The sequence below is a fragment of the Rhodococcus sp. ARC_M6 genome, from assembly GCF_022810305.1.
Lineage (GTDB): Bacteria > Actinomycetota > Actinomycetes > Mycobacteriales > Mycobacteriaceae > Rhodococcus_F.
This window is the reverse complement of record NZ_JALGQH010000016.1, coordinates 96,197-109,999: the sequence shown is the minus strand read 5'-3', so window position 1 is coordinate 109,999 and position 13,803 is coordinate 96,197. Positions and strand designations below refer to the sequence as shown.

The following is a 13,803-nucleotide window of genomic DNA, read 5'->3' as shown; positions in this document are numbered from 1 at the left end:
CTCGTGCTGCCCTCACTCACCTACTGCACCGTCGCAGTCATATACAGGGATTACTCATCATGAACACTGCTGTTCCCTCCACCCTCGTTCCACCATCCGCCGCCGCCCACCTGCTGACCACCGCTCACCGTTGCCCGCAACCGAGCACCATGGTCGGCAACACCCCCGTTCTGTGGATCGGTGAACCGTTCGCTGACCACGGCCGCGGCTTCTGGGCGAAACTCGAAGGCAGCAATCCCGGCGGGATGAAAGACCGCCCCGCGCTGCACATGGTCGAGAAAGCGAAGGCCCGCAGCGACCTCGCTCCCGGTGCGATGATCATCGAATCCACCAGTGGAACCCTCGGCCTGGGTCTGGCCTTGGCCGGGATCACCCATCACCATCCCGTCACCCTCGTCACCGACCCCGGCCTGGAACCGATCGTGCACCGGATGCTCGCCGCCTACGGCGCCCACGTCGAATTGGTCACCACACCGCACCCCACCGGCGGCTGGCAGCAGGCCCGGCGCGAGAAGGTCCGTGAACTCCTCGATGCACATCCGGGGTCGTGGTGCCCGGACCAATACACCAACCCGGACAACGTCGAGGCGTACGAGTCACTCGCTCATGAACTCATCGCCCAGCTCGGCCACGTCGACACACTGGTTTGCTCTGTGGGCACCGGCGGACACTCCGCCGGTGTCGCCCGAGTGCTTCGTCGGTTCTGCCCCGATCTGAAACTGGTCGGCGTCGATACCGTCGGGTCGACCATTTTCGGACAACCCGCCAGTACCCGGCTCATGCGCGGATTGGGTTCGAGCATCTATCCCGACAACATCGACTACCCTGCCTTCGACGAAGTGCACTGGGTGGCCCCGCAGGAAGCGGTGTGGTCCTGCCGCACCCTGGCATCCACCCACCACGCCAGCGGCGGCTGGAGCGTTGGTGCTGTCGCTCTGACCGCCGGCTGGATCGCCCGCACCAGCCCACCGGAGACCCGGGTCGCGGCCGTCTTCCCCGACGGCCCGCAGCGCTACTTCGACACCATCTACAACGACGATTACTGCGCCGAGCACGGTCTGCTGAACGCGAACCCGCCGACCGAGCCAGCGACCATCGACCACCCCACCGACCAGATCGTGAAGTCCTGGACCCGGTGCGCCACCGTGGTCGATCCCACAGAGAGCGTTTCATGAAGAACCTTCTGACCCAGTTCCGCAGCTTCGACCGGCCCGCCCAAGTGCTGATGGTCAACCAGTTCTCCATCAACGTGGGTTTCTACATGCTGATGCCTTATCTGGCCGGCTATCTGGCCGGCCCATTGGGCCTGGCGGCGTGGGCGGTCGGGCTGGTCCTGGGCATGCGGAACTTCTCCCAGCAGGGGATGTTCCTGCTCGGCGGCACCCTCGCCGACCGCCTCGGATACAAACCCCTGATCGTCGCCGGCTGCCTGCTGCGGGTCGCCGGTTTCGTGCTGCTCGCGGCCGTGGAATCGCTGCCGGCGATCCTGCTCGCCTCGGCCGCCACCGGGTTCGCCGGTGCGCTGTTCAACCCGGCGGTGCGGGCGTATCTGGCCGCCGACGCGGGGCCACGGCGGGTCGAGGCGTTCGCGGTGTTCAACGTGTTCTATCAGGCCGGGATTCTGCTGGGCCCGTTGATCGGTCTCGCTCTGACCACCCTCGATTTCCGGGTCACCTCACTGGCAGCGGCCGCGGTCTTCGCCGTGCTGACGATCGTGCAGATCTGGACGCTACCCGCGCACCGGGCCGACACGACCGCAGCCAAGACGTCGGTACTCGAGGATTGGCGGGTGGTGGTGGCCAACCGGCCCTTCGTGTTGTTCGCGCTGGCGATGATCGGGTCCTATGTGCTCTCGTTCCAGATCTATCTAGCGCTGCCGCTGCAGGCGGCGGTGGTGGTCGGTGACGACCGGTCCGACACCGCCCTGGTGACCTCATTGTTCGTGGTCTCCGGGGTGGTGGCGATCGCTGGGCAGTTCCGGATCACGTCCTGGTTGTCCCGCAGGTGGGGTTCGGGGCGAAGCCTGGTGGTCGGCATGGCGATCATGGCACTGGCGTTCCTCCCGCTGATCGCGCTGCCGAGCCCGGCCGCGCTGGGCGGGTGGGCCGCCGCCGGTGCCCTGGTGCTCACCGCTGCATTGTTGGCGGTCGGCACCGCCGCGGTGTTTCCGTTCGAAATGGACACGGTCGTGACCCTCTCGGGTGGCAGGCTCGTGGCCACCCATTACGGCTTCTACAACACCATCGTCGGGGTCGGCATCCTGCTCGGCAACCTGGGCACCGGCGCCGTCTTCGGGATCCTCAGCGACGCGCATCTGGGTGCACTGATCTGGGTGGTATTGACAATTGTCGGGTCGATATCTGTGACCGCCCTGTATCTGCTCGACCGGTCCGCCCGGCTCTCCCCACCCCCGGCCGAGACCACGGTGACCGAGACCGACGAGGTACCGGCCGCGAGCTAGTCCGCCGGGTCCACGACCTGGTCAGACCACAACCCCACCCAATTTACGCCGATTTTGATTGGGTGGGGTTCCGGCCAAATCCGTCCTCTGCGCTCGAACAGGAGTTATGCATGATCGAACTAGTTCCCGGCTCCGCCCGCCCGCCGAGGCGGACACCGCGTTCCTCCCCCAACGTTCCGCGTCGCGGGACCCGGTGGATACCAATGATCCTGCGCGATCCCCGATTCCTCGCCACCGTGGCGGTGCTGGCCGTGCTGGCAGTGGCCGCCGCCCTCGTACCCCTCCCATCGATCTCCCTAGTGCGGGACTGGGCGGAGTCGATGGGCCCGGCGTTCGTGTTGGTGTTCTTTCTGGTCCAGGCGGTGCTGACGATCGCCCCGGTGCCGCGGACGGTGTTCACCCTCAGTGCCGGACTGTTGTTCGGCCCCACTGGCGGATTCGCCGTCGCGATAACCGCCACGACGGTCAGCGCTGTGCTGGCGTTGCTGCTGGTGCGCACGCTCGGGCGCACCGCGGTGCAAGCGCGGATGACACACCCCGCGGTCAAGGCCATCAATGCCCGACTGGACAGACGGGGGTGGCTGGCGGTCGGATCATTGCGGCTCATCGCCCCGGCACCGTTCGCCCTGGTCAACTACTGCGCCGGGCTCTCGGCGGTGCGCCTGCTGCCTTACACCGCGGCGACGGTGGTGGGAATTCTGCCGGGCACGGTCGCAGTGGTGTTGCTCGGTGACGCGTTGACCGGGCAGACGAACCCGGCGCTGATGGTCGTGACGTCGGTCTGCGTGGCGGTCGGGGTGGCGGGATTGGTAGTCGACACCCGCCTGCCCGTGTCACCGGTCGTGTACTCCCAAAAGGCGATCGACACAGAGCAGCACGAGCGGCAAGTCCGTTAAGGCCAGGTGACGGCTATATATCCACCACTTTCAAGATCTCCATAGCTTCAACTTAGGTAGCTACTATTTCCTCGAAGATCGCCGGCCACTTGCGCGGCGGCACGGTGCGCAACACCGTAGGGCACTGCTGCCTCTGCGAGCATCCGTTCTCCAAATCCGTGAGCGCGCAACCGGCGCATCGCACGAACTGCCGACACATCCCGATCAGCCCACGTCAGACTCGGGTTCTATCGGTCGTTGCAACACCCGACAGTTCAGTGTTGCGATGGAATTCGAGATACGGAAGTAACGCGGTTCCTCACGTGGCGAGGCACTACATCGGGAACGGCGCGCCAATTTTGATCTCGTGAACAAGGGCGTGAGCCGTCAAGAAGCCTGCAGGATTGGGTGCCTACATTCGGGCGGGTCGGCTGAAGGGCTCACCGAACGAAATCCGCACCCGCTTCCCTGATCGTTGTTCGCGTTGCAGCGAAGTGGGAGCATGGGTAGATACCGGCTCGAGCTGGGGCTGCCGGTGCGCTGAACGGATGGATTGCGGGGGCACCCATTAGGGCTGCGCGTGATGACCTAGCGAAACGATTCAGCGACGAGGAGTGAGCGGAAATGGCCTGGCGAATCTCGGCGAACTACTACGAGGCCTGCAACTGCGACCTTGGGTGCCCGTGCAACATGAGCGGCTTTCCCACCCACGGACACTGTGACGGTGTGATCGGATTCGAGGTCACCGGAGGTGAACGCGACGGCGTCGATCTGGCGGAGGCAAAGGTGGCGAGCGCGGTGAAATGGCCCGGCGCCATCCACGAAGGCAATGGAACGATGGCCCTGTTCATCGACGCGAACCCTGAGCAGCGACAGGCCCTGGTGCCGATCCTCACCGCCGAGGATCCCGGTTTGCCCTGGGAGATCCTCGCCGCGACGGTCAGCGAGATCCATGGCCCGTTCTTCGAGACGATCGAGATCGACGACCGGGACACCGATTCCCGAGTCCAGGTCGGCGACAAATTGGTAGTTCAGATGCAGAGCTTCACAAACCCGGTGACCGGGGAGAAGCACGAACCGCACATGGTGCTCAAGGACGGGTTCATCTTCCAAGACGGTCAGATCGGCACTACCTCGATGCTGCGACTCGACGCCGACGGAGTGACATTCGAGCATCCGGGCAACAACGCGTACTACTCGCGCGTCGAGTGGTCCAGCGAGAACCGGATGGCGCCCGCCGGAGCGGCCGGCAAGTTCTGACTCGCAGCAGTGCACCGCGATACAGCGGTGGGGCGTGACGGAAGGAGTGCCGATGGGCCAGGCCCCGAGGATCGACACTCCCCGGATGGCCTACATCGCCCTCGAACGCCGGGCGATGCTCGCCACGGTGGTGATTCTGCTCGCCCTTGCCGGGGTTGCGTGGTGGCGCACCGTCGGTACTGCGGGCGGCATGGAGTCGATGGTTCAGGGTTTCGCGTGGGTCGGCACGGCCATGCCCTTCGATATGGGGGCCGCCGTCTTTCTCGCCATGTGGACGACGATGATGGTGGCGATGATGTTTCCGACGATCGCCCCGATCGTCTTGCTGCACCGCCTGGTCATGCGCCGGCAGGCCCGCGGACTCGCCCCGACGGTCACCTTTACTGCGGGATACCTGGCGGTGTGGTCGGCTGTCGGGGTCGTTCCGCTGGCGGCGCTGCTCGGCTTCCGCCAGGTCTCGCACGGCTCGACGTGGGTCGAGGTAGCGGCCGGTGGTGTGCTCGTCATCGCCGGCGGATACCAGTTCACCCGGTGGAAGCAGGCGTGCCTGCGGGCCTGCCGCACCCCGCTGACCTTCCTCACCACCCACGACTTCGGAACCGGTCTGCGGGGCACCTTCCACGCCGGTGCATCACACGGGCTCTACTGCCTGGGCTGCTGCTGGGCGCTGATGGCGGTCCTTCTCGTCGTCGGATTGATGAACCTGACCTGGATGGCGGCGATCACCGCCATCTTCCTGGCCGAGAAGAACTCCCGCCACGGTGTCGCACTCACCCGGGTGGTCGGGACCGCGGTCGTCCTGCTCGGGGTCGCCGTCCTCGTCCACCCGTCGCTGCTGCAGTCGCTGTCCCCCATGCCGGATGTGCACTCGCCGATGTCGGGCATGTGACCGAGGGACCAACACCAGCGCGATCTGTGCACCGGATGACTACGCCAGGTCGACCGCAGACCGCGGGTGCCCGTCAGGATCGCGGGACCATCCTCGATCTGCCGGACCAGTGTCCTCGGTGCGAACGCAGCATGCGCACGTCATCACCAAAGGGTGCACAGCCCCTGTCGCGGAGCGTCACTTTTTGCGGCCGGAACCTTTGCGCCCGACTTGAACCCGAGCCCACCAGCCTTGTCAGCCGGGGCAGCCTTGGGTGCCTCAGCAACATGAGCGGCGGTGGGTGGCGCCAGGCACTGCATTTCCAAGCTGGCGGAGACTTTGAAACATCAAGTGCAGCAGGCACTTCGGACTGGATTCGCGAGGCGCAAACCTCGTCGTGCGCAGGATCAGCGAACCCTTCGGTTCGTCGACCCGATGACCATGATCAGTGACCACCCTGGGTGCATGCACGCCGGCGACGCCTCACAGAAAATGCACACGCCCACCCCAATCGGAGATCCCCCGCCGAACCGCAACCGGTGAGAGTCTCATCAACAGGGGCGTCCGGATTCACACTGAGTACCACCCAGATGTCAGCACTACTGTCCCTAGGGGTCCGGACACCGGACTCCAAATCTGGTGTACACGTCAATTCCTGTCATCGGATGATCGGAAACGGCCACGGTCACGCTCCGCTATCTCGAACTCAGGCAGATAACGTGTGTAGGACTCCCCCGATGCCCTGACCGGGTACATGAGCATAGGCCGATCGTCTGTACCCGCCCGGACCGCATGAGGTACCTGCGCACTCGGCGGAACAACCACCACAACGTAGGATCTGCCATTCGCGGCCGGCACCGCGAACATGTCAAACAACGGGATGGGCTGCGCATACGCACTCACATCTTTGCGGTACTGCTCGATCGCAGCATCTATCCGGTCCGGGTCCAGCGGCTGCAAACGACCCTCTTCACTGACGGACGATGATTCGGCCGCATCGTTCACTCCGAGCACAATCAGCCCACCGCGGCTGTTAGCAAACGCCGCGACGTCTTTCGCTCGCTCTTGCATCTGAGTCCACCCGTTGGGCCTTCTATCCCGCCGATTCGCACCGAACGCACCGAACGCACCGAACGCACCGGCAACCTTGAACTCGAGCATCTCCGACTCCTCCGAAAGTCCTTCGACCCACGACCGAACCGATGCCTCGGTCAACGAGTGGGTTGGTAACGACATGAGAGTGCTCCAATCTTTTCTGCCAGCAGGCTGAAAAGCGCGGCTGGCAGCGTGCTGCGTTCAATCTCCCTGCCAGTTCCGGCAACGAACTCGACGCCCCTCGCTATCCCGTCTACCAGTTCACGGAACATCGATAATCGAGCTATGCCCTCTTCCGCACAGGAAGCGGTTCCGTGGCGAACATTTCCCGAGCACTGTCTGGCGAATTCACAGCCAGCCGATACCCTCACCTACTATACATCTTAGTAGGTGCGGTGCCGGTCACCCGAAATCGTGGCCATCTCGAGAAATTGCGGCAGTTGAGGAGCGCAGCTCTCCGCAACCGTTCCTCGGGCTCATCGTGCATCACCCCCAGCGACGTCGACACTGCCTGGACCGTACCCAGTTTGGTGGAAGTGTTTTGGTGGCAATGCATATGGCGGCAGACACGACCGGCGACACCGATCACGACGACGGAGGCAGCGAGGGCGCCGAATCCCACGGCGAGTCATGGAGAACCACGATTACCGGAGGGGCAGCAGCAGCTTGCCTGGATATGCGCACCCATGGGCGGCCGAGCACACACTTCGACCGCAGACATGGGCAGACTGCACGAAGAGTATCGCATACCCCTGACCCGCATTCAAAAACATGATTCGAGCTCAATCACGTTCTACACAAATGAGTTTCGAGAAGTCTGGGAGTCGAAATACCGGCCCAGCGACTAGTAGATCGTCATTGGAAATCAGATGAAGGGTCCTTACGAATTCACGAGTCGTCTGATCGCTTCGGTGGCCTCCCTGATCTTGGCGTCGGATTCGGCACCCCCTGTTGCAGCGGCATCGACGACACAATGACTGAGATGGTCTTCGAGTAATCCCATAGCCACCGCCTGCAGCGCTTTCGTCATCGCCGATATTTGGGTAAGGATGTCGATGCAGTATTTTTCCTCTTCAACCATTCGCTGCAGCCCTCGTGACTGGCCTTCGATGCGCTTGAGGCGTTTGAGGTACGAGTCTTTTGCACTGATGTATCCGTGGGTCGCATTGTCGCGACGGCCTGGATCAACTGGATTGGTTGTGCCCACGAGATTCTCCTGGTGCTCGTTGCCCGTAGTGGGCCAGATGCGAAATCATGTCGCCGATGTGGTGGGCGACGATTGATTGGCCCTGCTCTGGCTATGTTGGAGTGCGGCAACGGCACACAAGAAGGCACATTGAGCGACCGCCCGCGTGGATGGGTGCTTCGCCAACTGCAGGATCCTCTGGGTTAGTGACCACATAAGAAGAGCTCTCCATCTTTTCTGCCAGCCGGGCTAGGCAGTGCGGCTGCGCCCCGTGCTGTGTTCAATCTTCCTGCCAGCTCCGGTCGCGCCGGCGACGAACTCGACGCCCCGCCATCCCGTCGACCTGTTCGTGGAACATCGATAGCCGATTATACCCCCCTACGGTATTAGATGCGGGGTTCGGCGGCGAGCATTCCTCGAGCACTACCGGGGGCGAATTCGCGACCAGGCGACACCCTCATCTACTATGCACCTTAGTAGATGCGGTGCCGGTCGCCCGGAATCGTTGTCATCCCTCGAGTACAGGACGAATCATTCAGATGCCCAATAGTCGTCGTACGCGAACGTCCCCAATCGTGGGGATCGTCGGCACCGCTCTCATCGCCGTCTTTCTCGTGGCTTGTTCGGCGCAGGTAAGCGACGACAAGGCTGGGCAGTCCGTCGCCCCCTCCACGCCAGGCGTGGAGTTCACATCCGAACTTGATCATCTGCACGGGTTGCATATCAACGCCGACGGCACCGTCCTGGCGGGTACGCATCGAGGACTGTTCGCTATCGGAGATTCGGGTGACACAGTGCGAGTGGGTGATTCCGACGACGATTTGATGGGGTTGGCGGGCACGACTGGCAGTGACACGCTTTTCTCCTCAGGTCATCCGGGTCCGTCCAGCAGCGCAGCCAACCCCCTTGGTCTACGCACCAGCAGCGACGGTGGCCGAACCTGGACGGATAGCTCGCTCGCGGGACAAGTGGACTTCCATTCTCTGGCCACAGACGGCAAGACACTCGTCGGCTTCGACGGCGTCAGCGGAGTTAAAGTGTCGATGGATCAGGGCATGTCGTGGGAATCCGGCGCTGCGGTGGGTGCCGCCTCCCTCGCTCTCACCGATAGTGGGGCATGGGCTGTCACCTCGTCAGGTGTTCAGTACAGCAACGACAATGCACGAACCTTCACGGACGTCCCTGGAGCGCCATCTCTGGTGCTGATCGCGGGTGCATCGGATGCATTGTGGGGGGTCGATCAAGATGGATTCGCCTGGCGAAGCAGGGAAGGGAAAGACTGGGAGAAACGCGCTAATGTCGGTGCTGTTGAAGCGTTGACTGCGGCGAGTTACGACCGCGCGTACGCGGCGACTTCTCAGTCACTGTATGCCCTGAACTGACCTGAACATGTCGTTGTTCCTTCGATTGCTCCAGAGCATCACACTTGTGCTCGTCGCGGGAGTCCTTGCGGTTCTGGGAGCTGGCATCGCCAACGCTCACCCCACGCTGCTCTTTACCGAACCTGGCTCGGAGACTGCCGTTTCCGAGCCTCCGCAAACCATCACCCTGATCTTCAACGAGCAAGTCACCCCCGGGACCGATGCAATCAAAGTCCTGGACGACGCTGGCCGTGAGAGCCCGATGGATGCGGCAGAGTCATCCAAGGGAGGCCGCGCAATCACTTCCCGGCTCTCGGATGCTCCGCCGCCGGGCACCTACACCGTCCGGTGGCAAGTGATCGGCGCAGATGGTGACCTCGTCGAGGAAGACTTTCGGTTTGCCGTCGGCCTCGCTTTGACCGACAGCAGCGATGGCAACGACAGTTCCTCGACCTCGTGGACGGAAACCGTGCTCCGGTGGCTGCTGTTCGTCGGGCTCGCCCTCGCACTCGGAACAATTGTTGCGGAGAGATCGACCTCCGTGGCCTACGCCGAGAATCCTTCACTGAAGAGGCTACGCACCTGGCCTCCGGCCGGCGCCTGCATTGGACTGGTAGGCGTTGCAGGCCTTATGGTTTCGCTCGCCGCCTCGTCCAACGTTGCTGCGCTATGGCAAGAACGTGTGGGCATCATCTTGCTCGTCGAGACCGGTGGGCTCGTGTTGGCCTTGGCGCTGAAAACTGCAGGGCGGCCCAGACTTGCGAGCGCGGCCCTTCTGCTGGTCATTGCAGCCGAAGGGTTGCGCTCGCATGCAAACGTCGTCGCCCCGGGATGGGGTGCATTTCTCACCGCCGTTCATCTCGTGGCCGCGGCAATCTGGGTCGGTGCCTTACTCCACACGGTCCGCACTGTATTCGCCTGGCGGGGCGAGCATGCTGCAGTTCGGTGGGTCATGGCCGGATACACGCAACTTGCGTTGTGGACCTTCATCGTCGTCGTGACCACCGGTACGATCTCGGCATTGTTGCTGATCCCCATCACCGCTATGTTTTCCACCACGTACGGACAACTTCTGACGATCAAACTACTCTTCGTCATCGCAGCCTCGGGTGTGGCGATATCGGCGCGCCGGACGATGCGCAGAACTGACCCAGTCGGCAAGCTGCGCAATCGGATTCGTATCGAAAACATCCTCCTGATCTCGGTGCTCGCCATCAGTGCTGCACTGGTCTCGACCGCGCCTGCCAACTCACCCACCCAGCCGGGTCCAGCGGCAGCCATCGGTCCGGTTCTGCCGCTGGGAACACTGGCCGGACAGATCGGGGTGAGCGTCGCCGCCAGCGAAGGGCAGTTGGTGGTTCGACTGTCGACTCCGCGCCGCGTTGACTACTACGCTCAGGAACCGGACCAGAAATACACCTTGATCGGCGCAGTGGGGATGGGCGGGGTGAACACTGCGCTCTCCTTGCGCGGGTGTGGATCCGGATGCTTCGTGGCGGTAACCGATTGGCCGCTGGGCGAAAGCGTGCTCACGCTCGAGGCTGCGGCGGCAGGGTGGCGAGGCGGGACTGTCAGCATGTTGGTTCCGTGGCCCACTCAGAGCGGGGACAGCGATCTGGCTCGAGCTGTCGCTGTTACTCGCGCTCAGAAAGATCTCACCTTTTACGAATCGGTGACCAGTGATGCCGCAAGCGTCGGCGCCGAACCTCAGCAACTGAGTCTGTCCAGCGAATTCTTTCTCGCGCAGGAACCATATGCGGACGGTACTGCGCCCGCCGCGGTGCGCCTACCCGGCGAGGTGGGGCAGTTTCGCTTGGCGTTGGGTTATCCGGCTGCGGGCATGAACGTGCTGCTCAGTATCGATCACGCCGGACGAATCACCGACGAAACACTGAGCGATGCCAAACATCTCATCACCCGCAAGTTCGTCTATCTCGGGGACAACTGATGGGGAAGGACCAATGAACTCGAACGATCCAGCGCTTTGGCATCGTCATCGTGTAGGTGAAGCCGATAAGCAGTCGGACAGTCCACCACGACAGTGCCCGCCGAGTGCGAATGCCATGACCATCCCGACGTTCATGCGTGCATGGCCGCCCCGGCCCTACATCTCTGTCGGTCGTGCACATCAGCGAATGTCGGTGACGAACCGCAACTGGCTTGGAAATCACCCCATGCCGGCCGAGCACCGCCGTGGACTCAACTCACTCTTTACGCAGCTGCCGGTGCTACGAGTGTGACAAGCGGCCACACAGACAGTCACATACCTACCCAGATGTCCACATCCACACCCTCACCGAGCCCTTCCAAACAACGACGTTCCAGGAGAAGAAAATGTGGTCTACACGCACCGTTTCCGCACGTATCGCAGTCTCAGCAGGATCTGCCGTCGGTCTGATGCTGATCGCCGGCTGCGGCGGTGGCGGCCATGACATGAGCCAGATGTCGAACAACGATGGCGGGAGCATGTCCAGCTCCTCCGCCGCCTCTCAGCCCAACGACTCCAACAGTGCGGATGTGATGTTCGTACAGATGATGTATCCACATCACGCGCAGGCTGTCGAGATGGCGAAGATGGTCGACAGTCGCACCGCCAATCCACGAATACTCGAACTCGCAGCCTCGGTCCAATCCGCTCAGGGACCCGAAATGGATCAGATGACAGCGCTCCTCGAACAATGGGGTCAACCTTCACCCGATCCCACATCCGGAGGGAACTCCATGGATGGAATGAACCACGGCGGAGCCGATTCAGGAATGATGTCCCAGCAGCAGATGACTGAGCTGGAAGGGCTGCGCGACAACGACTTCGACGCCGCGTGGCTGAACATGATGATCGAACATCACACTGGTGCAATCGCGATGGCCCAGACTGAACTATCCGACGGCAACAGTGCTGACGCCAAGAAATTGGCTACCAGTATTGTAGCCGCACAGCAAGCTGAGATCGCCGCGATGCAAGCACTACTGCAGCAGAACTGATCCGAAAACGTCGAGAGTCGGGGCCACAACCACCGCGTCCCCGCCTCTCGTTTCTCGCCTCTGATCTCCCTTCAGAGCGTGGCTTCGCAACTGCGAATCACTGTCCCAGTCGTCACTGCCCGCCTGCCGGCGTGAAGGAAACCATTCATGCGCTCAACAAGACGTACAGCGCTACTCGTCCTTGTCCTCATAGTCACGACGCTGACGGGATGCGCCCGAACCGAAACACAGTCGACACCGACTGACGCGGTTGCTCCCTCACCGAGTTCGATTCCCGCCGTCTCCGCGCTCGTCATGACCCCCTCATCGGGCGTGGATACGGTCAACCCACTCGACCCGGTCTCAGTGGAATCCGTTGGAGGAAAGCTCGACTCGGTAACGTTCACCGAAGCGGGCGGGACAGTGATCGAGGGCATCTTCACTCCCGACCGGCAGGCGTGGAAACCCGGCGCTTCCTTGGACTACGGGAAGACCTACACCATGACAGCGACAGCCACCCAGAGCGACGGTTCGCGCATCGATCAGTCCAGTACCTTCTCCACCGTAAAGCCGCGGAACCTGACGAAACCATACTTTCTGACCACTGGAGGCAACCTCCTCACCGACGGCGGCACCTTCGGGGTAGGGATCGTCATTGTCGCGCATTTCGACGAGCCGATCGTCGATCGTGCAGCAGCAGAGAAGACATTGACCGTCCAGACGTCGGTGCCGACCGAAGGCTCCTGGTACTGGGTAGATGACCAGAACGTGCACTGGCGTCCTCGTGAGTACTATTCCCCCGGAACAGAAGTCACGGTCCAAGCCAAGGTGTTCGGCGTCCCGCTCGGAGGGGGCCTGTTCGGACAAGAAGATGCGACGACCGCATTCACCATCGGCGATTCCCACATCACCGTTGCCGACGATACGACCAAGCAAGTGACGGTCACGAACAACGGCAAAACAGTTCGTACGATGCCGACGTCCATGGGGATGGGTGGAAGCGAGATCGTCAACGGACAAACAATTTCCTTCTGGACCCAACCGGGTATTTACACTGTCCTCGATCAGGCCAATCCCGTCATCATGGATTCGTCGACCTACGGACTTCCCGTCAATTCGCGTCTGGGATACAAGGAAAAGATCAACTACGCCACACGAATCAGCACGGACGGGATTTACCTTCACGAACTCGAAGACACCGTCTGGGCACAAGGCAATACCAATGTTTCGCACGGGTGCTTGAATTTGAGTCGCGCCAACGCGCAGTGGTTCTACGACTTTTCGCTTCCTGGAGATGTCGTGGAGATTCGCAATACCGGCGGGGCCCCGCTCGAACTGTGGCAGAACGGCGATTGGAGCCTCTCGTGGGATCGATGGTCGGAGGGCAGCGCGCTCTGAAAGAGTTGCCGTCTGCAGTGTCGCTGCGAAAACGACGTGGAATCGACGAGGAAACGAGTCCTCTCCGGCAGACCATCAAGGCTTCCCTCCCACTCGTAGCGTCGTTGTTGTGTCTGCGAAGTGTCTGGAGAAAGAACAGATACTATTTCAAGAGGGCTATGGGTTCGCCGTCTCGGCACTTCCGGTGTCCAGGGTCGACGCCATACCGCATCCATCGGTCCCGAACACCACGATCACGATGCACGTTGAATCGCAGACCACAATGTTGTGTGGGTCCTGTGATCCGACCCTAGTAGCAGGTTTTGGCACATCGACGGTACGTGCGGTGACGAATGCGG

The 13,803-nt window shown here is 62.2% G+C and carries 11 protein-coding genes; 9 read left to right on the top strand and 2 right to left on the bottom strand.

Annotated elements, in window-relative coordinates; all coding sequences use genetic code 11:
• Positions 1 to 59 precede the first annotated feature (59 nt).
• The 5 genes from MTX36_RS17645 to MTX36_RS17625 all read left to right on the top strand — a co-directional run bounded on the left by MTX36_RS17645 (position 60) and on the right by MTX36_RS17625 (position 5,485).
• Positions 60 to 1,175, top strand: coding sequence for a PLP-dependent cysteine synthase family protein (locus MTX36_RS17645; protein ID WP_243620988.1), 1,116 nt, complete (start codon positions 60 to 62; stop codon positions 1,173 to 1,175).
• Positions 1,172 to 2,461, top strand: a complete 1,290-nt coding sequence (locus MTX36_RS17640) for an MFS transporter (RefSeq protein WP_243620987.1) — start codon at positions 1,172 to 1,174, stop codon at positions 2,459 to 2,461. Before MTX36_RS17645 ends, MTX36_RS17640 begins: the two co-directional genes overlap by 4 nt.
• Before the next feature lie 203 nt (positions 2,462 to 2,664).
• Positions 2,665 to 3,357 carry a TVP38/TMEM64 family protein gene (locus MTX36_RS17635; RefSeq protein ID WP_243621013.1) on the top strand — a complete coding sequence of 231 codons (693 nt, stop codon included), beginning with the start codon at positions 2,665 to 2,667 and terminating at the stop codon, positions 3,355 to 3,357.
• A gap of 603 nt (positions 3,358 to 3,960) precedes the next feature.
• A complete protein-coding gene (locus MTX36_RS17630) occupies positions 3,961 to 4,596 on the top strand; it encodes a DUF1326 domain-containing protein (protein WP_279394740.1) in 636 nt (211 codons plus the stop codon).
• Between the two features lie 52 nt (positions 4,597 to 4,648).
• Positions 4,649 to 5,485 (top strand): DUF2182 domain-containing protein, encoded by an 837-nt coding sequence (locus MTX36_RS17625; protein WP_243620985.1) that lies wholly within the window; start codon positions 4,649 to 4,651, stop codon positions 5,483 to 5,485.
• Positions 5,486 to 6,112: 627 nt separating this feature from the next.
• Here the strand turns inward: MTX36_RS17625 and MTX36_RS17620 are convergent.
• Complete coding sequence (locus MTX36_RS17620; protein WP_243620984.1) at positions 6,113 to 6,700, bottom strand: helix-turn-helix domain-containing protein; 588 nt, start codon at positions 6,698 to 6,700, stop codon at positions 6,113 to 6,115.
• Positions 6,701 to 7,439: 739 nt separating this feature from the next.
• Positions 7,440 to 7,766 carry a metal-sensitive transcriptional regulator gene (locus MTX36_RS17615; RefSeq protein WP_308198233.1) on the bottom strand — a complete coding sequence of 109 codons (327 nt, stop codon included), beginning with the start codon at positions 7,764 to 7,766 and terminating at the stop codon, positions 7,440 to 7,442.
• A gap of 518 nt (positions 7,767 to 8,284) precedes the next feature.
• On the opposite strand from MTX36_RS17615, the gene MTX36_RS17610 reads away from it, so the two are divergent.
• The 4 genes from MTX36_RS17610 (at position 8,285) to MTX36_RS17595 (ending at position 13,465) form a co-directional block, all read left to right on the top strand.
• Complete coding sequence (locus tag MTX36_RS17610; protein ID WP_243620983.1) at positions 8,285 to 9,127, top strand: F510_1955 family glycosylhydrolase; 843 nt, start codon at positions 8,285 to 8,287, stop codon at positions 9,125 to 9,127.
• Between the two features lie 7 nt (positions 9,128 to 9,134).
• Positions 9,135 to 11,054, top strand: coding sequence for a copper resistance CopC/CopD family protein (locus MTX36_RS17605; protein WP_243620982.1), 1,920 nt, complete (start codon positions 9,135 to 9,137; stop codon positions 11,052 to 11,054).
• A 386-nt stretch (positions 11,055 to 11,440) separates the two neighbouring features.
• A complete protein-coding gene (locus tag MTX36_RS17600) occupies positions 11,441 to 12,088 on the top strand; it encodes a DUF305 domain-containing protein (RefSeq protein ID WP_243620981.1) in 648 nt (215 codons plus the stop codon).
• A 147-nt stretch (positions 12,089 to 12,235) separates the two neighbouring features.
• On the top strand, positions 12,236 to 13,465 hold the full coding sequence (locus tag MTX36_RS17595) for an Ig-like domain-containing protein (protein ID WP_243620980.1): 1,230 nt from the start codon (positions 12,236 to 12,238) through the stop codon (positions 13,463 to 13,465).
• Positions 13,466 to 13,803: the final 338 nt, after the last annotated feature.

Coding starts and splice junctions, on each gene's coding strand:
- MTX36_RS17645 (WP_243620988.1), top strand. CDS start 60: ATGAACACTGCTGTTCCCTCCACCCTCGTTCCACCATCCGCCGCCGCC.
- MTX36_RS17640 (WP_243620987.1), top strand. CDS start 1,172: ATGAAGAACCTTCTGACCCAGTTCCGCAGCTTCGACCGGCCCGCCCAA.
- MTX36_RS17635 (WP_243621013.1), top strand. CDS start 2,665: ATGATCCTGCGCGATCCCCGATTCCTCGCCACCGTGGCGGTGCTGGCC.
- MTX36_RS17630 (WP_279394740.1), top strand. CDS start 3,961: ATGGCCTGGCGAATCTCGGCGAACTACTACGAGGCCTGCAACTGCGAC.
- MTX36_RS17625 (WP_243620985.1), top strand. CDS start 4,649: ATGGGCCAGGCCCCGAGGATCGACACTCCCCGGATGGCCTACATCGCC.
- MTX36_RS17620 (WP_243620984.1), bottom strand. CDS start 6,700: ATGTCGTTACCAACCCACTCGTTGACCGAGGCATCGGTTCGGTCGTGG.
- MTX36_RS17610 (WP_243620983.1), top strand. CDS start 8,285: ATGCCCAATAGTCGTCGTACGCGAACGTCCCCAATCGTGGGGATCGTC.
- MTX36_RS17605 (WP_243620982.1), top strand. CDS start 9,135: ATGTCGTTGTTCCTTCGATTGCTCCAGAGCATCACACTTGTGCTCGTC.
- MTX36_RS17600 (WP_243620981.1), top strand. CDS start 11,441: ATGTGGTCTACACGCACCGTTTCCGCACGTATCGCAGTCTCAGCAGGA.
- MTX36_RS17595 (WP_243620980.1), top strand. CDS start 12,236: ATGCGCTCAACAAGACGTACAGCGCTACTCGTCCTTGTCCTCATAGTC.